Annotated in this window: 21 protein-coding genes; 11 read left to right on the top strand and 10 right to left on the bottom strand. The window is 42.6% G+C overall.

All coding sequences use genetic code 11. The features are described 5' to 3' along the window. Positions 1–5: 5 nt before the first annotated feature. The 10 genes from MKO06_RS01350 to metK all read right to left on the bottom strand — a co-directional run bounded on the left by MKO06_RS01350 (position 6) and on the right by metK (position 11,416). Complete coding sequence (locus MKO06_RS01350) at positions 6–620, bottom strand: deoxynucleoside kinase (protein WP_241550541.1); 615 nt, start codon at positions 618–620, stop codon at positions 6–8. A gap of 154 nt (positions 621–774) precedes the next feature. Then, complete coding sequence (locus MKO06_RS01345) at positions 775–1,131, bottom strand: DUF6122 family protein (protein WP_241550540.1); 357 nt, start codon at positions 1,129–1,131, stop codon at positions 775–777. Next, a complete protein-coding gene (locus MKO06_RS01340) occupies positions 1,132–1,455 on the bottom strand; it encodes a DUF202 domain-containing protein (protein WP_241550539.1) in 324 nt (107 codons plus the stop codon). It lies immediately after the preceding gene. After that, entirely contained in the window at positions 1,452–3,263 is a 1,812-nt protein-coding gene (locus MKO06_RS01335; protein WP_241550538.1) for an SLC13 family permease, read from the bottom strand. The genes MKO06_RS01340 and MKO06_RS01335 overlap by 4 nt, the downstream gene beginning before the upstream one ends. Before the next feature lie 256 nt (positions 3,264–3,519). Next, entirely contained in the window at positions 3,520–4,461 is a 942-nt protein-coding gene (locus MKO06_RS01330) for a pyridoxal-phosphate dependent enzyme (protein ID WP_241550537.1), read from the bottom strand. 62 nt (positions 4,462–4,523) lie between these two features. Further along, complete coding sequence (locus tag MKO06_RS01325) at positions 4,524–4,970, bottom strand: universal stress protein (protein ID WP_241550536.1); 447 nt, start codon at positions 4,968–4,970, stop codon at positions 4,524–4,526. An 18-nt stretch (positions 4,971–4,988) separates the two neighbouring features. After that, positions 4,989–5,918 carry a 2-hydroxyacid dehydrogenase gene (locus MKO06_RS01320; protein WP_241550535.1) on the bottom strand — a complete coding sequence of 310 codons (930 nt, stop codon included), beginning with the start codon at positions 5,916–5,918 and terminating at the stop codon, positions 4,989–4,991. A gap of 20 nt (positions 5,919–5,938) precedes the next feature. Then, positions 5,939–7,303, bottom strand: coding sequence for an acyl-CoA dehydrogenase family protein (locus tag MKO06_RS01315; protein WP_241550534.1), 1,365 nt, complete (start codon positions 7,301–7,303; stop codon positions 5,939–5,941). A gap of 135 nt (positions 7,304–7,438) precedes the next feature. Next, entirely contained in the window at positions 7,439–10,018 is a 2,580-nt protein-coding gene (locus MKO06_RS01310; RefSeq protein ID WP_241550533.1) for a DUF3857 domain-containing protein, read from the bottom strand. A gap of 138 nt (positions 10,019–10,156) precedes the next feature. Further along, the gene (metK, locus tag MKO06_RS01305; RefSeq protein WP_241550532.1) at positions 10,157–11,416 is read right to left on the bottom strand and encodes a methionine adenosyltransferase; all 1,260 of its coding nucleotides are present in this window, start codon (positions 11,414–11,416) and stop codon (positions 10,157–10,159) included. A gap of 912 nt (positions 11,417–12,328) precedes the next feature. Between metK and MKO06_RS01300 the strand changes: the two genes are divergently transcribed. The 11 genes from MKO06_RS01300 to cobA all read left to right on the top strand — a co-directional run bounded on the left by MKO06_RS01300 (position 12,329) and on the right by cobA (position 23,758). Further along, positions 12,329–13,621 (top strand): O-acetylhomoserine aminocarboxypropyltransferase/cysteine synthase family protein, encoded by a 1,293-nt coding sequence (locus MKO06_RS01300; protein ID WP_241550531.1) that lies wholly within the window; start codon positions 12,329–12,331, stop codon positions 13,619–13,621. 64 nt (positions 13,622–13,685) lie between these two features. Continuing rightward, positions 13,686–14,699: an alpha/beta fold hydrolase gene (locus tag MKO06_RS17120; RefSeq protein ID WP_341849940.1), complete on the top strand. Its 1,014-nt coding sequence runs from the start codon at positions 13,686–13,688 to the stop codon at positions 14,697–14,699. Beyond that, positions 14,662–15,735 carry a homoserine dehydrogenase family protein gene (locus MKO06_RS17115; protein ID WP_341849939.1) on the top strand — a complete coding sequence of 358 codons (1,074 nt, stop codon included), beginning with the start codon at positions 14,662–14,664 and terminating at the stop codon, positions 15,733–15,735. The genes MKO06_RS17120 and MKO06_RS17115 overlap by 38 nt, the downstream gene beginning before the upstream one ends. Before the next feature lie 7 nt (positions 15,736–15,742). Beyond that, positions 15,743–16,960 carry a trans-sulfuration enzyme family protein gene (locus tag MKO06_RS01290; RefSeq protein ID WP_241550530.1) on the top strand — a complete coding sequence of 406 codons (1,218 nt, stop codon included), beginning with the start codon at positions 15,743–15,745 and terminating at the stop codon, positions 16,958–16,960. A gap of 35 nt (positions 16,961–16,995) precedes the next feature. Further along, a complete protein-coding gene (locus tag MKO06_RS01285; protein WP_241550529.1) occupies positions 16,996–17,412 on the top strand; it encodes an RrF2 family transcriptional regulator in 417 nt (138 codons plus the stop codon). Between the two features lie 196 nt (positions 17,413–17,608). Then, a complete protein-coding gene (locus MKO06_RS01280; RefSeq protein WP_341849938.1) occupies positions 17,609–17,785 on the top strand; it encodes a DUF2061 domain-containing protein in 177 nt (58 codons plus the stop codon). A gap of 2 nt (positions 17,786–17,787) precedes the next feature. Then, positions 17,788–18,417: a phosphoadenosine phosphosulfate reductase domain-containing protein gene (locus tag MKO06_RS01275; protein ID WP_241550527.1), complete on the top strand. Its 630-nt coding sequence runs from the start codon at positions 17,788–17,790 to the stop codon at positions 18,415–18,417. 10 nt (positions 18,418–18,427) lie between these two features. Then, complete coding sequence (gene cysD / locus MKO06_RS01270; RefSeq protein WP_241550526.1) at positions 18,428–19,327, top strand: sulfate adenylyltransferase subunit CysD; 900 nt, start codon at positions 18,428–18,430, stop codon at positions 19,325–19,327. A gap of 10 nt (positions 19,328–19,337) precedes the next feature. Continuing rightward, positions 19,338–20,582, top strand: a complete 1,245-nt coding sequence (locus MKO06_RS01265) for a sulfate adenylyltransferase subunit 1 (protein WP_241550525.1) — start codon at positions 19,338–19,340, stop codon at positions 20,580–20,582. 298 nt (positions 20,583–20,880) lie between these two features. After that, positions 20,881–22,974 carry a HEPN domain-containing protein gene (locus tag MKO06_RS01260; RefSeq protein ID WP_241550524.1) on the top strand — a complete coding sequence of 698 codons (2,094 nt, stop codon included), beginning with the start codon at positions 20,881–20,883 and terminating at the stop codon, positions 22,972–22,974. Continuing rightward, positions 22,967–23,758, top strand: coding sequence for a uroporphyrinogen-III C-methyltransferase (cobA, locus tag MKO06_RS01255; protein ID WP_241550523.1), 792 nt, complete (start codon positions 22,967–22,969; stop codon positions 23,756–23,758). Before MKO06_RS01260 ends, cobA begins: the two co-directional genes overlap by 8 nt. Positions 23,759–23,791 lie beyond the last annotated feature (33 nt).

Below are 23,791 nucleotides of genomic sequence, written 5' to 3'. Positions count from 1 at the left end.
TTTGGTTAAAATAGTCCGTGAATTTCTCCGTCGATCCGGTTAATAATAGCTCCCAGATCTTCGGGGTTATCAACGAAATTGATATTATCAACATCGATGATCAATAAATTTCCCTTGTCGTAATCATGCACCCATGCCTCATAGCGTTCATTCAGTCGGCTTAAGTAATCTATCGAGATCGAGTTTTCATAGTCCCTGCCTCGGCTGTGGATTTGCGAAACCAGGTTAGGGATGCTGCTTCTTAGATAAATAAGAAGATCTGGCCCCTGAACCACGCTTTCCATAAGGTCGAAAAGCGACTTGTAATTTTCAAAATCACGATTGGTCATTAAACCCATCGCGTGAAGGTTAGGCGCAAAAATATAGGCATCTTCGTAAATAGTACGATCCTGGATGATCTTCTTTCCGCTTTCCCTTATTTGCAGGATCTGCCTAAACCTACTATTAAGAAAATAGATCTGCAGGTTGAATGACCATCGCTCCATCTTATTATAAAAATCCTCCAGGTATGGATTTTCCAGGACGTCTTCAAATTGAGCTTCCCAGTTATAATGTTTTGCTAATAATTTGGTCAATGTTGTTTTTCCTGCTCCTATGTTTCCTGCAATGGCTACATGCATAGTTTAAAGTTTTCGCTTGGTTAGATTAGGTTATTGAAGTCTCGGTGTTTTCAGGCTGTAAATATAATAGAATTAAGATTAAACAGGGATTTAAGCCCAGTCTAGATTCGTTAAAAAAATGGAAATTTACTTCAGCCTGTTTCCGTAAAAAAAACTAGAAGGAAAGATCCTGAAGACAGGTGGCGCATTTTGAATAGGTCCAGATGCAATCTATAAAATCGGTGAGCATATGGAAAAAGAGCCCTATGAAAACCAGCTTCCACACCCGGTGTTTTATGAATATCATTCCAAGCACATAGGCAGTGATGGCAATTTCAGAATGAAGAGGATGGAATCCAATCCCGCACCGGTCAGGATCAAAAACAGGGTCGGCCAGGAGATGATCCAAGTCAACCAGCATGGTGGCCAGTAGGATCAGCCAGTATTTAAACCAGTTATTTCTGTCGTATAGGTAGGCAATACCTGCTATAGCGACAAAATGAAGGCCGTAATGAACTATGGATTGGAGCAATTAGGTATCCTGATTTGAATCGTCTTCTCTTAACAGCTTGTTCAGCTTTCTTTCCAGTGCAATATAGCGAGAAACTCCAACCAGTAAAAAGAGGATGCAAATGAAAAGTGACAGATAACCTACCCACATCAGGCTGTAACCCTGGTACTCTTTGATCTGTAAAAGGGCAAGGCCGCTAATGAGTAAGTAAATTGAAGCTCTGATATAAGAAAGCAGGGTGCGTTCATTGGCCAGCTTGGTTCGCTCCAGGGCCAGGTGCTCCCTGATGAGTTTTTCATCGATCAGTCTTGTCTTAAACGGATTGTGTAATCTTACTTTTCTCATGCCTCAAAGGGAAAAAATATTGGAATTATAAATGATGCTGCGATCCAGATTATAAAGTTAAGAGGAGTTCCGAACTTTAAAAAATCCCTGAACTTATAATTTCCCGGCGCATATACCATGGTATTCACCGGGTAACTTACCGGTGTCATAAAAGTAAGGGAACAGGCGAACATCACCCCAATAAGAAAGGGTTTCTCACTGAGTTGCATGGCTTCGGCCAGGCTGATTACAATTGGTGTCATAAGGGCTGCTGCAGCCTTACTGGATAATACGTTAGTAGATAGGAAGGTGAATAAAAAGATCAGACTCAGGGTGTACCTGGGATCCATTCCACCGAGTGATTCATAAATATACTGGGAAATGATATCTGAACCGCCTGTCTTTTCGAGGGCCTTCCCCATGGAAAGAACCCCGGCAACCATAAAGATCACCTTCCATTCAATAGCTTCGTATGCTTCCTGGGGTTTTAATATAGTAAGTGTTACTATTAACAAACTCCCAACCATAGCACTGATAAGAATAGAAGTAAGGTTAAAGGCCGCTGCACCAATTACGCCTATCACGATCAATAAGGCCGGGATGGCTTTTTTGTAATTGACCCTTCGTCCCTGGTATTGAGAAAGCGTAACGATCAGTTTTTCTGAAGCGAGTAGCGCGATGGCTTTTTCTGAAGCAAACAGTAGCATCATATCTCCTTCGCGAAGGATCACATTTGAAACATCCTGGGTAATGGTCTCTTTTCGGTGCCTGATCGCAAGCACTGAAGCATAATAGGTACTTCTGAAATTGAGTTGCTTTATGGACCTTCCGGCAAGTTCAGAGCCGTAGGGAATCATCACCTCGAAAACCTTTTTTTCCTCGTTGGGCGGTTCGCCTTCGCCATTGACCTTATCATTAGGTTCGGGAATCACCGCATTTTCCTTATCTCCTACTACTGAAATACCTTTTTTCTGTTTCAGTTTGGCCATATTTACAGGATCTACCAGTATCCGAACCAGGTCATCTTCCCGGAGCACGGTCTCGCCGTTGATCTCGTAAACCCGGTAATGCTTCCTTTTTATCCGAAGGATCTGCACCTTGTAATCATTCACCAGTTTCGATTCTGAAATAGACAGGTCAACATCATCATATTCTTCATGCAGCCGGATCTCGGCCATATATTTTTCGGTATCGGTTTTTAGTCCGGTCTGTTCCGGTAGGCTGCGCTTGGGAAGCATGATAGGCCCCATGATGAGTATATAGGTCATGCCTATGGTCAACAAACAAAGTGCAGCAAGCGAAAATTCAAACATCCCGAAACCATCCACACCCAGCTTTTCAGCATAACTGCTCACAAGGATGTTAGTAGAGGTTCCAATGAGCGTACAGGTACCACCAAATAGGGCTGAAAAAGAAATGGGGATTAGCAATCGTGACGGACTTATGCCTGCTTCACGGCATACCAGTAGCGCGACCGGGATCAGGATAGCAACCACCGCCGTATCATTGATAAATGCCGAAAGAACGGCAGCAGTTCCGCAAAGGGAAACCAGGGCGAGAAAGTAATTGATCCTGGCGATCTTGATAAGTTTCGCGCTTATGCCATCGATTATCCCCGACTTGAATACCGCGGCACTTACCACGAACATACAGCCAAGGGTGATGGTCGCAGGATGGTTAAAGCCTGAGAATCCTTCCTCCGGGCTTAGTACACCCGAAATAATGAAAAGGGCCATGATAAGGATGGAAGTCGTATCTATCGAAAAGTAATCGCGCACGAACAGGATGATCCCTATGATAATAATCGCGACAGTTAGATACAATTCCATACGACCCTGTATTTGTTCGCCTTCCGGTTAGTATCAAGTCCAGGAAAACACATGTTGCTTTCTCCAGAACTTCAAATGCAATAACCTGGCTTAACTTTGATTAAAAATCCAGGAACAGCCCTAAAGGCTTGGATAAAACTGGGAATAGTCCTGAAAATTCAAGTGTTCTTAGTTGGTTTTATACTTAAATATACAGGAACTTTCTATTTACTGAAAGTTAGTTTCTGGTAATTTTAACAAAGCAAGGTCTTGCAAATCAGAAGGGCAGGCGGCTAAAGTCAACATTTCCTCCGGAGATCAGGATGCCCACCTTCTTATTGCGGAAGCGTTCCTTTTCCTTTAGAACTGCCGCCAATGCCACGGCGCTGGAAGGTTCCACGATGATCTTCATCCGCTCCCAGATTAGTCGTAAGGCTTCTTTGATATCATCTTCAGAAACACGTATTATTTCTTCGACATGCTCCAGGATGATAGGGAAATTCTGGTCGCCGAGCTGGGTTTTCAATCCATCTGCGATGGTGTTGGCAGTTTCGTTGGTTTCGATCTTTCCGCTTTTTAAGGATCTCCAGGCGTCATCGGCTTCTGCAGGTTCGCCACCTATACATTTGCAATCTTTCCCGAAATATTTCGCTGCAAGCGCAGCTCCTGCAATGAGTCCGCCACCCCCAACCGGACTTACTAGGATCTCAAGATCAGGATGATCTTCCAGCAGTTCCAGGGCCGCGGTTCCCTGCCCAAGGATCACGTCCAAATCGTTGGAAGGGTGAATAAAAGTGGCACCAGTTTCTTCCTGGATTCGGTTGGCGGTTTCTTCCCGATCTTTCAAAGTAGAAGGGCATTCGGTTATTTGCCCGCCATAAGTTCGAACTGCCGCTTTTTTAACTTCCGGAGCCGAATCGGGCATTACGATATAAGCCGGAACATTCAGGCTTTTTGCCGCAAGCGAAAGTGCCTGTGCAAAATTGCCCGAGGAATGGGTAACGACTCCTTTTTTCTGTTTATCAGCAGAAAGATTTAAGATCGCGTTGGTTGCACCGCGCATTTTAAAGGCTCCCATTCTCTGAAAGTTCTCGCACTTAAAGAACAATTCTGCCCCGGCAATTTCGTTTATGAGCCTGGAAGTGAGCACGGGTGTTCGATGAATATGCGGTTGAATTCTTTTAGCTACCTTTTGTAGTTCTTGCCTTGCAGTTTCCACGATTTGGAGTTTTTTGTGAAAATAAAAAATCCCCGAATATCTTCGGGGATTTTTAGTTGGTTTTAATCATCGATCGGGATGGTGAGCATGGGAATTTCCACTTTCTTGAGCAATTCCATCGAAATGCTTTCCTGTAACAGGTTATGCAGAAAACTGTATTTATGAGTTCCTACTATTAGCAGATCTACATCCAGTTTTTGTGCTTCCTCAAGTACAGTTTCAACGGTTGATCCCTGGATGAGCAAAGCTTCAGATTCTACCTCTCCACTGATGAAATTTTTGCAGATGTCCTGCAGATTGCGATGCTCCTCCCGGTATTCCTCGGCTTTGATATCCCGGATGTATTGTGGTCCCGGTTCATAACCTACAAAATCGGGTTCTGGTTCGGCGACATGTAAAACCCATATCTTGGAATCGTATTTCTGGGCCAGACTTTCAGCATAGGTCATCAATTCCCCAATACTGTCATTAAAGTCAACCGCAACCATGATGTTCTTGAAAATGTCCATTGCTGAAAATTTAAAATTCTAATATCCTTTTTCGAGCTCCACTTTGTTCTTCAGTGGTTCGTTTTCCTTCATTCGTTCATAATTATCTACAATTTGAGGTACCACAGATTCCGGTTTGGTTACACTGGCGATATGTGGAGTAATATTGATCTTGGAATGTTCCCAGAATGGATGGTCTTCCGGCAGGGGTTCCTCGCGAAATACATCCAGCGAAGCACCTGAAAGATGCCCGGAATCGATCATTTTCATCAGGTCATGTTCAACAAGATGCTGGCCTCGAGCGACATTGATAATATAAGCTCCTTCCGGAAGCATATCGAAAAGATCAGAGTTCAGGATATTTTCGGTGTCTTCAGTTAAAGGTAACAGGCAAACCAGGACTTCAGAATTTTGGAGGAATTCCTCCAGCTGGTCTTTTCCGTGGTAACAGGTTACGTTGCTGCAGGATTTTTCGGTTCTTGACCACGCATAAACCTTAAAAAAGTTTTTGTTCAGTTTTTCGGCTACCGCGTTACCAAGAACTCCAAGCCCCATGATCCCAACCTTGGTGTTCTGTGGGCGTTTATATTGAAACTGGTCCCATTTCTTCTTTTGCTGAACCTTCGCATAATAGTGCAGGCCTCTTATATGATTCATTACCTGGCTTAATACAAAATCCCCCATATCCTCTGTAAGGGTTTCATCGATAACCCTGGTGACCCTTACATCCTCGGGAAGGCCTTCGTCGCTTAGAATATGATCTACCCCGGCGCCCATACTGGCAATAACTTTTAAATTGGGGTAATTTTTGAACAATCCCCTGGGATGATTCCAGGTTAGGGCAAATTCAACTTCCTCTGGGTCATGCTCTTCCGGGTATACGTAAATATTCAATCCCGGATGCTGATTTTCCAGGGCTTTTACCCAATTTTCCGGATCTCTTCCCGGACTTACAATTAATACTGACATAAATTTCTTTTTCTTTCTTTTTAACTAACAAAGGCACTGTAACCAGTAATGGCCCGGCCTACTATAAGTGAATTGATTTCTTTGGTTCCTTCGTAACTATAGATCGCTTCGGCATCTGCCACAAAACGGGCTACGTCGTACTCCAGTAAAATTCCGTTTCCACCAAGGACCTCACGGGCCTGGCTTACCACATCTCTCATTCGCATGCTGCAATAAACCTTAGCCAGGCTGGCGTGCTCATCTTTAAGCAGGTCCTGGTCCTGTAATTCAGATAACCTGAAACATAAGGTTTGCATGGAAGTAAGGTTTGAAAGCATTTCTACCAGGTGATTCTGTACCAGCTGGAAAGACGCGATTGGCCTGCCAAACTGTTCTCTTTTCTTGGTGTATTTTAAGGCACTTTCATAAGCCCCGCGTGCGCAGCCAACTGCCTGCCAGGCAACCCCGGCGCGCGTCATTCTCAATACGTTCGCTGTATCTTTGAACGAATTCGCGTTCTGCAGTCTATCGCTTTCTGGAACTTTGCAATCGGTTAAAGTGATGATGGCATTCTGAACAATTCTAAGGGCCATCTTATCCCTTATTTTCTCGGTTTCGAAGCCCGGATTTTCCTTTCTTACCAGGAATCCTTTTACCTGGTTGGAATCGAGATCTCGAGCCCAGATTATGGTAACATCTGAAAATGTTGCGTTTCCGATCCATTTCTTCTGGCCGTTCAGAACCCAGTTCTCGCCATCGAATTTACAGGTGGTTTCCAGTCCGCCGGCCACTCCCGATCCCACATTGGGTTCGGTAAGACCAAAGGCGCCTATTTTTTCCATTTTCTGCATCTTCGGCAACCATTCCTGTTTCTGCTCCTCGCTACCGCATAAATAAATAGAGCCCATCGCTAAACCGCTGTGGACTCCAAAAAAGGTGGAAATGGAAACATCTACCCGCGCGATCTCCTGCGCAATGATACCTTCCATCAAAAATGGCAAATTTGGGCATCCGTATCCTTCATATGGTACTCCCACGATATTCAGATCTCTGAACTTTTCAATCACCTCGAAGGGAAACTGGTCTTTTTTCCAGTATTCGTTGACCAAAGGGTTTATCTCATCTTCCATGAAATTGCGAACCTTTAACTGGATTTCCCTTTGTTCCTTGGTAAGTCGAAGATCGAGATTGTAAAAATCGCCATCTATAGGAGGCAGGTCATGCTGACCTTTTCGACGCTTGGTTTTTAACATTTTCATCAATCCGGCAAGCTGTCGGTCGTCCAGCGTACCCAGAGTTTTCATTGCTTCTGCCAGATCAATTTTACTATTGATTTTTGCGAGTTGATCCATGTCAACCGACTTTAGCAGGTTGATCGTGTTTCTAACCTTTTTAAAAAATGCCATAAGAAGATCACTTGGTGAATTTTAAAAATAGCGATTATAAGGGCGGCAGGCTGTTAAGGTTTTCCGAAGAAATGATAAAACTGAAGTGCAGGGAATGAGGCAATAAAAAAAGCCGCTTTAAAGGCGGCTTTTTGATTATTCTAGTGAAATTAAGGCTTCGGTTTGTTGTGGTTCAAATTCTTCCTGTTCGTTTTGCTTTCGGTAGATAAATGTTTCTTTCACCCTAACCGAGAAAATAAGGTAAGGGACCCAAATGATCATCCGGACGAACGAACTTAATACCTGCGAATAGAATTCGTTTTTATCCGCTTCGGTTATTACATCTGAATTTATAAAAACCACCAGTCCATTGTCCACGGCAAAGAACAGGAAATTCACGATCAGGTAGATCATAATAACCCTTGGAGCAATGGTACGTCGCTTATAAAAAAGAATTACTATCAGTATGGAAAAAACGAGCGCGGCTGAATTAAATATGATTTCAAAGCTAATTAGCATTCCAAGACCAATATGCCCGGTAGTCCATAGACTCCAGATCTGTGGACTAAAGAATTCACCGGTGGCAAAGATCTGGTAAGTGATGAACAGGGGAGTGATGACCAGGCTGATCCCCAGCAAAACCAGCCAGCCTTTGATCGAATCTTCGGTATACCTGGTAGGTGCTCTTGAAGGCAGGTCATAATTCTTATACACTTTGATGGCAAAATAAGTAGCTGTACCAATACTTATAAGGAACAGGATGATAGAGATCCAGCTTAGGTCACCAGCCTTACTGGCATTACCTACAAAATTGCTGTCGTAGTTGATATAATAATTCATATGCTGATGAACTTTTTTCACCTCGGCGAGATATTCTCCGTATCGTTCAGCTGGAATATGATCGGAAAGATTCCGGAAGGAATGCGTGATGTCAAATCGGTTTCCTCTCGGTTTCAGTTCAAACGTATAGTTGAAAAAATCATTCTCAATTTTGGCCGCATCAGGAAGCATGTTCCATGCTTCCGGTAATAATACGGCAATATGATGTTCCACATTCAGGCCTGGATCTATATAATAAGGATCCTTGCGGTTTGGGTTTTCTCCGGGAAACAGGTGAGCATCCAGGGATAAAGGATAGAAATGCCCGTAAAGGGTATTTTCGTTCTCAGGATCTTTTTGCCAGAAGTCTTCGATGATATATTCTTCGGTAACGATGATCTTGTTTTCAATATTTCTGTAATCATCATAGATAATATCCCCAAGAGCGCGTACACTAGGGTATAAGGTCGAGTAAAAATTGGTATAATTTTCCTGGATGGCAGTTCTGTTATTTTGGGAAAAGTCGCGCCTGATGATATCTGCTTTTTCATCCCTGTAGGACGTGGTCACGTTCAGGGTCGCACTGGTTCCAAGTTCTTCTATCTCGATGGTTTCGAAGATCTGTACAGCCTCTGGCTCAGGATCTGGGAACTGGATGAGGTTAGAATTCCTGGCGTCCAGTGGCAGGCCATAGGCATAATCTGGAAAGAAAACGCTGCCCAGGTTTCCACCCTGAAAATTGATGGTGGGATCTATATAACTGATCTTATCCTCCTGGTGAATTTGAACAATACAGTGATCAAAAGCATTTGGAGAAGGCAAATTGTCCTTGAGCGTTTCAGAATTGGTAGAGCTTACCAGGACAGGATTTGCTTCAACACCCTGTAGCCTCAGCAGCTCGCTAAGCAGAAGGGCCTTGTCCTTACAATCACCAAAACGTCTTTCAAAAACTTCCCTGGGTTCACTTGGTTTATGGGAATTCAGTCCATTTTCAAAACCTAAGTACCGAATATCGTCCTGGACAAACCGGATGATCTCCGTGATCGAATCGGTTTCGCCTTTAAAGATCTCGGCCGATCTGTCTTTCAGCCATTCCCTGGTTTTGGGAGAGACCTTATAATAATCGGAAAAATTACTGGAAACCTGTTCCCAGCTGTCGTATTGTGAAAATTGCACATAGGCGTTGGAAATATACCAGTAGGGAGTGTTATCCTGGTATTTGACAATTTCGGGTTCCTTTAAGTCAAAAGTATATTTTTTCAGCCGGGCCTGAGTTTCAATTTTAGGTTTTTGCTGGCCATTGAATACCTTATAATTCAATTTGGAATCTTTTGGGACCAGAATACTTATGTGATTCCGCGCTACAGGATCGGTAAAGCTCAGGAAAAAGGTATTCTGAAAATATCCTTTATGAATAGGGTTGAAGCCTTCGACCGTGTAACTAATATCGAGAATATCATTAACCCTTACGTCTGAAATATTAAAAACAGCCGAAAGCCTCCCATCATATAAATGCCTTTCCAGGTTCATTTCCCGCTGGATGATCTGTATAGTATTTAGGTTGAGTTTATCGATTACCTGCCCGTCCCTTATAAGGTCAAGGCTATGAATTTTCACGCGATGATACTCAGGGTCAAAATCGATCGAGAAATCGCTCATATCCTGGATTCCCTGGGCGCTAAGGATCTTAAAAGCCCGGCGGTGAAAGGTCTCTTCGGTTTGAGTGTTAACCTGGTTATCCAAAAGCAGGTAGAAATAACCGCGAGCCTTTTTCTCCAGACCAGATTCTTCCTTTTGAAGTTCAGGGCTCTCTACCCATTCCGGGATTGGTGATTCATCAAGGTAAGTATTCTGGGATAAGCCAAAATAGGGGAGCATGCATATCAAAAGGATATGCAGGTAGTTGGTTAGTGACATAGGAATGTTAAATATTTCCAAATAAAGGAAAAATATAAGACTCCTGAAATATTTTTTTGCGCATTAATGCTAAAATCGAAAAGGTCTTAATAAAAAAGCCGCCCAGAAAGGCGGCTTCAATTTATTTAGAATAGGAATTTATTCTATCCCGAATGCTTCCTTGATCTTATCTACATAATCTAGCTTCTCCCAGGTGAACAATTCCACCTCCTTGGTGATCTTTCCGTTATACGGACTCTCAAAAACCTTGGTCTCAATTCTCGGTTCCTTACCCATATGTCCGTAGGCGGCTGTTTCCCTGTATATAGGATTTCTTAGCTTCAATCTATCTTCAATGGCAGCCGGGCGCATGTCGAAGATCTCTCTTACTTTCTCGGCGATCTTTCCGTCACTTAGATCTACGTTCTTCTTTCCGTAGGTATAGACCGAGATAGATGTTGGCTCCACAACTCCAATAGCATAAGAAACCTGCACCAAAATCTCAGGAGCCACACCTGCGGCTACCAGGTTCTTCGCGATATGCCTGGAAGCATAAGCGGCCGATCGGTCTACTTTTGAAGGATCTTTTCCAGAAAATGCACCTCCACCATGAGCTCCTTTTCCGCCGTAAGTATCCACGATGATCTTTCTCCCGGTTAAGCCGGCGTCACCATGCGGACCCCCAATTACGAATTTCCCGGTAGGGTTAATATGGTAAATGATATCATCATTGAACAATTTCTGAACATATTCTGGAAGTTGCTCCTTCACCCGAGGGATCAGTATTTCAATGATATCCTTTTTGATCTTTTTCAGCATGGCCTCATCGTCCTTGTCAAAATCATCATGCTGGGTAGAGACCACGATGGCCACGATTCGCTGAGGTACATTATCATCGCTGTATTCGATGGTCACCTGGCTCTTGGAATCAGGTCTTAAATAGTCAATTTCCTTCCCCTGGCGTCTTAGTTTTGCCAGTTCGATCAGGATTCGGTGTGAAATATCCAGCGCCAGTGGCATATAATTTTCGGTCTCGTTAGTCGCGTAACCAAACATCATTCCCTGGTCTCCGGCTCCCTGTTCCTCCTTGTTTCCGCGGTCAACACCCTGGTAAATGTCCTGGGATTGTTCGTGGATAAGCGAGATCACCCCGCAGGAATCGCCACTGAATTTATAGGCGCCTTTCGTGTAACCAATATCATTGATCACATCACGGGCAATATTCTGAACATCTAAATAGGTATTGCTTCTCACTTCACCAGCCAGTACTACCTGCCCGGTTGTTACAAGTGTTTCGCAGGCAACTTTCGATTCCTCGTCAAAGGCAAGAAAATTGTCTAAAAGCGTATCACTAATCTGGTCTGCGATCTTATCTGGGTGCCCTTCAGAAACACTTTCCGAAGTAAATAAATAAGCCATTCAATTCTTTTTTTTAATTAATACGAATGGAAAAATTTGACGTGAAGAGCTAAGAGAGGTGTAAACTACATTCTGCTTTAGCATTTATTATACTTAATAGTACAAGGGTTGCAATCAGTCAAATCTATCCCTTTCAATAATTTGGCTACAAATGTATAAAAATTCGGTTCATCCCAAATGCTTTTAACGTCATTTTATCCTATTAGATCACTGGGGTTTTATTTTGGGCGTTGCGCTTCGCCATAAAAAAGCTCGCGCCGGGCTTTCGCGACTCGCTTCCCCGATCACGATCGGGGAGAGCTCAAACAACCCGCTCAATCCCTAACGCAAAAGCAATTGCAGAAAAATCAGTTAAACAAAACTTCAATTTTCATATTCTCAAAAAATGACTGCTAAAAAATTAATTTTCATATTTTTTATCTAATCGCTTGGATATTAAAAATTTCCGTGCATATCTTTGTAATTCACAAAACGAAAAAATGATCAGTACTATTTGCAATATGATGTGTATGATGCCGGAAACCTCCGCAGCGAACCCTATTGCATAAACTGAAAAGGATATAAAATGCAAGAAGCCGCTGCCAACCGCAGCGGCTTTTTTTATACCCGTTTTTTAAATTTAATAAACCAATAATGTCATCCTGAGCGCAGTCGAAGGGTCAAAAAAGAAGAAATGAAAACTACAGCAATAGCAAATATCATAATGTGTATGGAGATGATGTGTATGTGTCGTATGAAACGCTATTGCCAAAACTTGAGAATTTAATTAGTTATAAAGTTCAATTCACAAAGTCCCCCTGGTAATAGCAAATCAGGGGGACTTTTTTATTAGGAACAATTCAACATTTAAAGGGAGAACCTCACAGGTTTTCAAAACCTGTGAGGTTTAAAAAGCATTAAAAAATTGAAATCATGAGTACTAAAAATTTTTCAACAAAAGCACTTCACGCAGGACACGATGTTTCACAAAATGGCGGAACCAGGGCAGTCCCAATTTACCAGACCACTTCATACGTTTTTAAGAATTCAGATCACGCAGCCGATCTTTTTTCACTGGCAGAACCAGGGTTTATTTATACCCGTATCAATAATCCTACCCTGGATATCCTGGAACAACGTCTGGCCGCACTGGAAGGCGGTATCGCCGCTGTAGTAACTGCATCGGGAACGGCAGCCACGAATACGGCACTTCTCACTTTACTAAAAGCAGGGGACCATATCGTTTCTTCCAATAGCCTCTACGGCGGAACTTACAACCTGTTCAAGAATACCCTCCCAAGATTAGGCATCACTACTACCTTTGTAGACCCAACAGATCCAACAAATTTTACCAAAGCAGCAAAAGAGAACACCAGAGTTTTCTTCGCCGAATCTGTTGGTAATCCTAAGCTGGATGTATTAGATCTTAAAGGAATTTCCAAAGAAGCGAAGGCTTTTAAAGTTCCATTTATCGTAGACAATACGGTGGCTACCCCTTACCTTCTAAATCCAATTGAACATGGAGCCGATATCGTGCTTCATTCACTCACCAAATATATCAATGGGAACGGAACCGCCCTTGGAGGTGTGATCATTGATGCGGGGAAATTCGACTGGGCAAACGGGAAATTCCCGGAATTCACCGAGCCTTCACCAGGTTACCACGGACTCGTTTACCACGAAGCGCTGGAGGAAGCAGCCTTTATCGCCAAGGTAAGGATCGAAGGTTTACGCGATCACGGTGCGGCTTTGAGTCCGTTTAACGCCTTCCAGATCATCCAGGGATTGGAAACGCTGAAAGTGAGAATTAAAGAACATAGCAAGAATGCCCTGGAACTGGCCAAATGGCTTCAGGAACAGGAAGAAGTGGAGTGGGTGAACTACCCGGGACTGGAATCCAGTAAATACCATGGGCTGGCAAAACAGTACTTACCAGAAGGTCAAAGCGGACTGGTTACTTTTGGAGTAAAAGGTGGATTTGAAGCTGCGAAAACCGTGGTAGATGAGGCGAAGGTATTCTCATTACTGGCAAATATCGGGGATACGAAATCGCTCATTATCCATCCGGCGAGTACCACGCATCAGCAATTAACAGAAGAGGAACAGGCTTCTACCGGAGTAACTCCAGATCTCATAAGGCTTTCAGTAGGCCTTGAAGATGTGGATGATCTAAAAACCGATTTGAAAGAAGCTTTCGCTCAAATCAAAAAGAGATCATTGGTTTAATGTTGGTTTAGTTAACAGATCCGGGAAGGGTAAAAAAGGCTTTTCCCGGATTAAATGAAAAACAATGCTACAAGAGATACTCATAGAAAATTATACAAATTCCGCGGGAACGGTCCAGGATATTCACCTTAGCTACCAGTTCTTCGGAAAAAAACCAACCGAAGCCCCCATCATTCTTGTGAATCATGCACTGACTGGAAATTCCCTGGTTACCGGCAGCACAGGCTGGTGGAAAGAACTTATCGGGAAAAATAAATGCATCGATATCAATAAATTCTGTGTGCTGGCTTTTAATATTCCTGGCAACGGATTTAAAGGGCACGAAGATCAGTTCTTTGAAAATTATAAGGAATTCAGGCTGAAGGATATCGCCGAGATCCAATTGCAGGCTTTAGAAAAGTTGAAAATATCCAAGCTTTTTGCCGTGATCGGCGGAAGTATTGGCGGAGCACTGGCCTGGGAACTGGCGGTTCAGAAACCAGACCTGGCGCAGCATGTGATCCCGATCGCTTCAGATTATAGGTCTACCGACTGGCTGGTAGCCAATTGCCGTATCCAGGATCATATTCTGAATAATTCCTCTAATCCAGTTCACGATGCCCGTATGCATGCGATGACTTTCTATCGCACTCCGCAGTCCCTGGCTCAGAAATTTGAAGGAAAAAGGAACCAGGAAAACCAGGCCTTTGAAGTAGAGAACTGGTTGTTACATCATGGTGAAAAACTGAAAAACCGCTTTACCCTTCAGTCCTACAAATTGATGAACCACCTGCTTACGACTATCGATATTAGTCATGGTACCGGGAATCACCTGGAGGCGGCCAGCAGGATCGAAGGGGATATCCATATAGTAACCGTGAATTCAGATCTTTTCTTTCTGGCCGAGGAGAACTGGAATACTTACGTGGAACTGTCGCTTTTAAAACCGAATATCAGCATTCATGAGATCAGGTCTATTCACGGCCACGATGCCTTTTTAATTGAAACCGATCAGCTAAATAATTTCTTAAAACCAATCTTTCAAAAAACCATTAAAGAATATGAAAACGATTCATCTCGCTCTGTTTGGGCCGGGTAAGGTAGGCAGTAAACTACTGGAACAACTAAAAAGATCAGAGGCACACCTCGAGGAGACTTCGGGGATCTTTGTAAAAGTGATCCTGGTGGCCGATTCCTCACATGCGCTTCTGAACCCCAATGGGATCAAATCGGGCTGGGATAACGGATTCAAAAAGACTTCTCAGAAATATTCCTTTGATGAAATTGAAGAGTATTTCAGAAAACATCAGTTTGAGAACCTTGTTTCCATAGACACAACGGCCAGTGATGATTTTCCGCAGAAATATTTTGCATTGATTAATGCCGGGAGTCATATTATAGCAGCCAATAAAGTTGCCAATACGCTGTCTTCTGAATTTTACGGAAATCTGAGGAAAGAACTGAAAAAGAAAAAGAAGAACTTTATTTATGAGACCAATGTCGGGGCAGGCCTTCCGATAGTGGAAACACTGAAAAACCTTCATTTATCGGGTGAAAAGGTCACCCGGATTCGCGGTGTGTTTTCAGGATCGCTCAGCTATATTTTCAATACTTATTCCAGCGAAGAGAAGCAATTCTCGAAGGTGTTGGAAGAGGCTGGAATTCTTGGTTATACCGAACCTGATGCTCGCATAGATCTCAGTGGGAAGGATGTGGGGAGAAAATTGCTCATCCTGGCCAGGGAATTACAACTGAAAAAGGAATTTGAAGAAGTAAAAATCGAATCGCTCATTCCAACGCAACTAAATGGAAATACCAGCCTTGAAGATTTCAATTCAAGGATCGCCGAACTGGATGAACATTTTGAGGTGTACAGGGCGAAAAAACTGAAGGATGAGGTGCTAAGATATATTGGAGAGCTAGATGTGGTTGCCGGAACCCTTGAGGCGAAACTGATCAATGAACCAAAAAGTTCTGTTTTAGGACAGATCGAAGGAGCCGATAACATTTTCGAGATCTATACGGAATCCTACAAAGATCAGCCATTGGTGATCCGCGGAGCCGGAGCAGGAGCAGAGGTGACTGCAAGAGGAGTATTTGGAGATATTTTAAAGATATCTGAACGTTTAAACTAGAACTGAAATGGAAAACCTACAAGCCATCGGAATAGAGAAAAGTGACTGTAATGGTCATTTTAAGGAGAATTTTGAAACCATAGCGGTAAGAACGCAAAGTGAGCGAACACAATTTCAGGAACATTCGGTGCCGCTTTATCTTACCTCAAGCTATGTTTTTGAAGATTCCGAAGATATGAGAGCTGGATTTGCCGAGGAAAAGGAACGGAATATCTATAGCCGTTTTACCAATCCCAATACTTCAGAATTCGTGGAGAAAATAGCGAAAATGGAAGGGGCAGAGGCAGGTTATGCTTTCGCTACCGGGATGGCGGCTGTATTCTCAACCCTTGCGGCCCTTTTGAATAGCGGTGATCATATCGTGGCGGCAAGATCGGTTTTTGGCTCGACCCATGGCTTGTTTACCAGATATTTTCCAAAATGGAATATTTCACATTCCTATTTTGATGTGAATAAACCGGAAACCATCGAGAGTTTTATCAAACCTGAAACCAAGATTCTGTTTGCTGAATCTCCTACAAATCCGGGAGTAGATATTCTGGATCTGAAATTATTGGGCGAGATCGCTAAAAAACATGATCTCATCCTCATAATCGATAACTGCTTTGCCACGCCCTATATTCAGAATCCGATAAAGTTTGGAGCCGACCTGGTGATACATTCGGCAACAAAACTGATCGATGGGCAAGGCAGAGTACTTGGCGGTGTGACTGTAGGAAGAGAAGACCTGATTCGAGAAATTTATTTGTTCAGTAGGAATACGGGTCCGGCATTGTCACCATTTAACGCCTGGGTGCTTTCCAAAAGCCTGGAAACCCTTTCGGTAAGGCTGGAAAAACATTGTGAGAATGCCCTTAAAGTAGCCGAGTTCCTGGAAGATGATGAGCAAATTGGATGGGTGAAATATCCGTTTCTGAAATCTCATCCTCAATATGAAATAGCGAAAAGACAGATGAGACTCGGCGGAAATGTAGTGGCATTTGAAGTAAAAGGCGGGATAGAGGCCGGGCGAAAGTTTATTGATAGCCTGCAATTATGCACGAGGTCTGCAAATCTTGGAGATACGCGAACCATCGTGACTCATCCAGCATCGACCACGCATAGTAAACTGAGTGAAGAAGAACGTCTGGAGGCAGGGATCAGCGACGGGCTGGTACGAATTTCAGTAGGCCTGGAACATATAGATGATATTATTAACGACTTAAAAAACGCATTGAACAATTAGGGAAAGCAACGGGAAAATATTTTTATATTCGTCCTATGCTTTCCAAAAAGACCAAGTACGGAATTAAGGCACTGGCCTATATAGCCAGGAAAAAGGACAGGAAACCGGTCCAGGCCTCAGAGATCTCTGAAAGTGAGAACATTTCTCAAAAGTTCCTAGAAAGTATACTTCTGGAATTGAGAAAATCAGGATTTCTGGGGTCCAAAAAAGGAAAAGGCGGAGGTTATTATCTCATTAAGGAACCAGGTGAGATCAAAATGACCGCTGTGATCAGGGTTCTTGAAGGACCAATCGCGATGGTGCCCTGTGTAAGCCTTAATTATTACGAAAAGTGCGAGGATTGTCCTGACGAGAAAACCTGTTCAGTCCATAGATTAATGATACAGGTAAGGGACGCATCACTGAATGTACTTGGCGAAAACACTCTGGAAGATATTGCTTTTATGCAATAGGTTGAAGTGTTAAAATAAAATTTTATAGAAAAAATAATTGGTGTTTAATTGAGGGAAGTCTAGTTTTGTTTAAAACCTAGTAAGCCGATAGGATTATAGTTTTATAGAAGAGATTATGTTGATGTTACTGAATCATACTAAAGCGAAAAGGACATATAAGAAGGATAAGTCGACTGAAAAACCGATGCGCAGTATTTTGAAAACTATTAGTTGGAGAATTGTAGGGACCTTAGATACAATTATTATATCCTGGGTGCTTACGGGGCAGATAGAAACTGCACTGGCCATTGGATCGGTTGAACTGGTAACAAAAATGATATTGTATTTCGGACATGAAAGAATTTGGAATTTTATTCCTTACGGAAAAGAATAATTATGGAAAGGATAAATGATAAAGAGCTTCATGAGCTCAATAATAGATTCAAGCACGCAAAGCCAGAAGAGATTATTAGCTGGGCTATTAGGGCAGCAAAATCACCTGTGGTTACAACCAATTTTCGGCCTTATGAAGCTGCTATAATTTATGCCTGTAATTCGGTGAAAGCTGGAATTAGTGTGATATGGTGCGATACGGGTTACAACACACCTCAAACCTATAAACATGCCAGGACATTGATAGATGCTTTAAAACTCAATATTTCCCTTTATACGCCTGTCGAAACAGCGGCTTATAGAGATGCTATCAATGGTGGAATTCCATCGGTGGACAGTTCTTTCCACGCCGAATTTACCAGGCAGGTTAAACTGGAACCTTTTCAAAGAGCTATGAGGGAACATCTGCCTGATGTATGGTTCACGAATTTAAGAAAAGGTCAAACTGCATTCAGGGATAGTATTGATATCCTGAGTTATAGTAAAGACGGAATTTTAAAAGTGAGTCCTTTTTATCATTATTCAGATAAGGAGCTTGATGTTTATTTAAAGGATAATGATTTGCCCAATGAATTCAAATATTTCGATCCTACAAAAGTATTAGATAATAGAGAATGCGGTTTGCACGCCTAAAAGTTTATAAATGAGTTCAATTTTAAATCAAAATACACTAGAAAGCGAAGCTATTTACATCTTCCGGGAAGTAGTGGCTCAATTTGAAAATCCTGTACTCTTATTTTCAGGAGGAAAAGATTCTATAACCCTTGTGAGGTTAGCCCAGAAGGCCTTTTATCCGGCCAGGATTCCCTTTCCGCTTATGCATATAGATACCGGGCATAATTTTCCTGAAACCATTGAATTTAGAGACCGCCTGGTTAAAGACCTTGGCCTGGATCTTATTGTTCGCAAAGTTCAGGATGATATCGATAATGGTATTTCAATTGAGGAGAAAGGAAAATATTCCAGCCGAAATTCTCTTCAAACTAATACCCTTTTGAATGCGATCGATGAATTCAAATTCGATGCCTGTATTGGAGGAGCTCGTAGAGACGAGGAAAAGGCAAGAGCCAAAGAGCGGATATTTTCAATTAGAAACGATTTTGGAGAATGGGATGAAAAGAATCAGCGCCCGGAGGTTTTTGACATGCTCAATGGAAGAATTGATATTGGCCAGAACGTTCGTGTTTTTCCTATTTCAAATTGGACAGAACTCGATGTCTGGAACTATATCGATTCCGAAAAAATTGAAATACCATCGATCTACTTCGCTCATGATCGCGAGATATTTGAAAGAGATGGGTTGATCTGGACAGCTTCAGAATATGTGTATAAAGAGGATCATGAAACCACCGAAACAAAACGTGTGAGATTCAGAACGGTTGGTGATATAACCTGTACCGCAGCCGTAGCGTCTAATGCTGATACAGTTCAAAAGATCATTCAGGAAATTAGAGATTCGGCAATTTCAGAACGAGGAGCAAGGATCGACGATAAAAGGTCTGAAGCCGCGATGGAAACAAGAAAACAACAAGGTTATTTCTAAAAGAAGCAAAATGGAAGTTTTAAAAATAGCAACAGCAGGAAGTGTAGACGATGGTAAAAGCACTCTTATAGGAAGGTTGCTTTACGATACAAAATCACTGACTTCAGATAAAATTGAGGCCATCGAAAGAGTGAGTAAAAAGAATGGTCTGGATTACCTCGATTTTTCGCTGGCTACAGATGGTCTGGTAGCCGAAAGAGAACAGGGAATAACCATCGATGTGGCTCATATTTACTTTTCAACTCCGAAGAAAAGTTATATAATCGCTGATACTCCCGGCCATATTGAATACACTCGAAATATGGTGACCGGTGCCTCAACTTCCCAGACCTCGATTATTTTGATTGATGCAAGAAAAGGAGTTATCGAGCAGACTTACAGGCATTTTTTCATCAATAATCTTCTAAGGGTTAAAGAAGTGATCGTTGCGGTAAATAAGATGGATCTCGTGAATTATTCTGAAGAGGTGTTCAATAATATAGTTCAGGATTTTGAAGAGTTAAGAGCTAAAAGTGATTTTAAAGAACAGAAGCTCACTTTTATCCCTGTGAGCGCACTTTGGGGTGAAAATATTGCTGAAAAATCCTCAGCGATGCCATGGTATGACGGGCAAACAATTCTGGAACATTTAGAAAATCTCAAATTGGAAGATTTTGAAGAAAAAAGTCAGGCGCGATTTTCAGTGCAAATGGTTATCAGGCCTAAGACAGATGAATTTCATGATTATCGTGGTTACGCGGGTAAGATTAGCGGAGGTAGTTTAAAAGTTGGTGATCAAGTTACCGTGCTACCATCCCTAACTACATCAACCATTAAAGAAATTCATTTCTTCAATGATTTCTTTGAAGAAGCTCCTGCCGGAAGTTCTGTTACGATTAAACTAGCCGATGATATTAATGTGAGTAGAGGTGATATGTTGGTAAAATCCTATGAAGTCCCTAAAGAAACTAAAATCCTAAATGCGACAGTTTGCTGGATGGATAATAGGACTTTAGTCCCGGGAACAAAATACGTTTTACAGCATAACACCAATGGAGTTTTAGCCAAAGTCGATAAGGTGGAAGGTCAAATAGATACAGATTTTGGAACTGCAGATGATGCAAATGCTCTAAAATTAAATGACATAGGAAGTGTAAAGCTTAAATTAAGCAAATCAATTTTTGTCGATAGTTATCAGGAGAATCGATCGAATGGAAGATTTATCCTGATAGATACCCAAACCAATACTACGGCAGGAGTGGGATTCATTAAATAGAATAAATTGTAAGTGAAATATTTCATCATGAACATTTCTTCAAATATGTGTATGTGCCATTTGCCTCACACTTAGAAGCTCATTTTATAAACTGAATTATAAAAAGTCCTTTTAAGTGAGAACCTAAAAGGACTTTTTTCATTAAGGAGTTTTTAAAAATATGGCGCGTCATGCTGTCCCGAGGCTTCGGGAGTTTCAGCATCTCAGGCAAATAAAATGGACTGATGAAAGGACCCTGAAACAAGTTCAGGGTGACGATTAAAGAGAAATTTCAGCTAAAAATTTAAAAAAGAAGATCATGCAAAGTTTTAGAACCGAAATCGAAAATCCAGTAGTCGAAAAAGACATCCTGGATCTGGAGAAAAAGATCAGGTTGTTCCGCGAAGGAAAGGCTGATGAAGAGAAATTCCGAAGCCTGCGTTTAGCTCGCGGGGTATACGGACAAAGACAGTCTGGTGTGCAAATGGTTCGTATAAAACTGCCGTTTGGTAAGGTGACTTCGGAACAATTGCACCGTATCGCTGATGTTTCAGACGAATATTCCAAAGGGCGATTGCATATCACTACCCGCCAGGATATTCAGATTCATTATGTGAGCCTGGACAGAACTCCGGAACTCTGGGCGCAGCTGGAGAAAGATGATATCACGCTTCGCGAGGCCTGCGGGAACACGGTCAGGAATATCACGGCATCACCAACCGCGGGGATCGATCCGAATGAGCCTTTTGATGTTTCGCCCTATGCGCACGCCATGTTCCAGTTCTTTCTTCGGAACCCCGTTTGCCAGGAGATGGGACGAAAATTCAAGATATCATTCTCTTCTTCTGAAGAGGATACGGCCCTGAGCTATATCCATGACCTTGGATTTATTGCAAAGCTGAAAGATGGAAAACGTGGATTTAAGGTAATGCTCGGCGGCGGACTCGGTTCCCAGCCGAGGCATGCCGATCTGCTGCATGATTTTCTTCCTGCGGAGGAGATCATCCCTTTAACCGAAGGTGTTTTAAGGGTTTTCGATCGGCACGGAGAACGGGCAAAACGATTAAAAGCAAGAATGAAATTCCTGATCAAGGATATTGGGAAGGAAGCTTTTATGGAACTCGTGGAACAGCAGAAAACTGCACTGTCCCAGAAGCAGCCAAAATTTGAAATCGAGAAATTTGAAGCTGCTCCGCCTCTACAGGATGTTACAATTCCCGAGGTGAAAATCGAAGATCAGAAGGAGTTTGAAACCTGGAAGAATACGAATGTTTTTGCCCAGAAGCAGGAAGGTCTGTTCGCTATTGGGATCCGTGTTCCGCTAGGTGATTTTTATACCGGTGGAGCAAGAAAGCTGGCCGACCTGGTTAAAAAATATGCTGGCAATGAATTAAGATTGACGCTGAGACAGGATATTTTGATCCGTCATGTACGCGAAGAGTTTCTGCCTTTCTTTTATTCCGAATTAAAAAATCTCGGATATGCTGAAACCGGGTATAACAAAACCGTGGATATCACCGCCTGCCCGGGAACCGATACCTGTAACCTTGGTATTGCCAGCAGTACCGGTATCGCCGATGTTCTGGAAGATGTTCTGAAAGAAGAATATCCACAATTCGTAAATGGAAAGGATATTACCATCAAAATCAGTGGTTGTATGAATGCCTGCGGGCAGCATAATATGGCAGAGATCGGTTTCCAGGGAATGTCGATAAAGGTGGGAAAAACGGTAGCGCCGGCCCTTCAGGTTTTGCTTGGCGGCGGAACTCTTGGTAACGGACAGGGAAGATTCGCCGATAAAGTGGTGAAGGTTCCCAGTAAACGTGGCCCGGAAGCGCTACGAATTCTGCTGAACGATTTCGAAGCAAATTCTGAGGAGAATGAAAAATTCGCGGAATATTATGACAGAAAAGAAAAGACCTATTTCTATGATCTTTTGAAGGATCTCGCCGATACTTCGAATCTTTCTGAAAATGATTTTGTGGATTGGGGCCATGAGTCTCCTTATATCAAAGCGGTTGGCGTGGGTGAATGTGCCGGGGTGGTGATCGATTTGATCGCAACGCTGCTGTTCGAAAGTGAAGAAAAGATAGATAATGCAAAGGCTGCATTGGAAAGAAAGGACTGGGCAGATAGTATCTATCATTCCTATACTTCCATTGTGAATTCAGCCAAAGCCTTATTGCTGGCAGAGGACGTCAAGACCAATACCCAGGCCGGGATCATCGCGCAATTTGATGAATTGTTCGTGGAAACCGGTAAAATAGAATTATCAACTTCGTTTAAGGAATTTGCCTACCAGTTGAATGAAAATGAGCCTTCCGAGGCTTTTGCAAAGAAATATTTAGAGGACGCGCATTTGTTTCTGAAAAGAGTGGATGCCTATAGAACAAAGGAGGTACAAAATGTTTAATACACCAAAACTAAGCGTAGTTGGCGCCGGTCCCGGAGATCCGGAATTAATCACGATTAAGGCACTGAACGTATTAAAGTCGGCCCAGGTTATCCTGTATGATGCGCTGATCAACCGGAAATTGCTGGAATATGCGCCACAGGCAGAACATATTTTCGTGGGAAAGAGAAAGGATAAGCATCGTTTTCCGCAGGAGGAGATCAATGAACTTATCGTGAAGTACGCTCTGGAAAGAGGACATGTGGTAAGACTGAAAGGCGGCGATCCATTCATCTTCGGAAGAGGTTCTGAAGAGATCGATTTTGCACGCAAAAACGGACTCGAAACTGCCGTGGTTTCAGGGATCACTTCGTCAATCGCCGTTCCGGCCAATGTCGGTATCCCTTTAACTCAAAGAGGAACTTCCGAAAGTTTCTGGGTGATCACCGGAACGACCTCCCAAAGAAAATTATCGAACGATGTTCGGTTAGCTGCTCAATCAACGGCAACCGTGGTGATCCTGATGGGAATGGGAAAACTGAAGGAGATCGTGGAGGTTTTTAAAGGCTTTGGAAAAGAAAATGTTCCGGTAGGAATCATTCAGAACGGAACTACCGAAAATGAAAGATCAGGCTTTGGCACGATCAGGTCTATTGAAAAAGTGGTTTCAGCAAAAAAACTGGGAGCTCCAGCGATCATCGTGATAGGCGAAGTGGTGAAAGAAGCGAATGCGTTGCAGCAAATTTTTCAGCAGGCCAGGACGACATCGAATAAGTCGAAATTGGTGAAAATAGGAGCTGCTTAAAATAAGGTGGTAATCACCTTTCGACTGCGCTCA

The organism is Christiangramia oceanisediminis, assembly GCF_022570735.2.
GTDB lineage: Bacteria > Bacteroidota > Bacteroidia > Flavobacteriales > Flavobacteriaceae > Christiangramia > Christiangramia oceanisediminis.
This window is presented reverse-complemented; position numbering and strand designations above follow the sequence as displayed.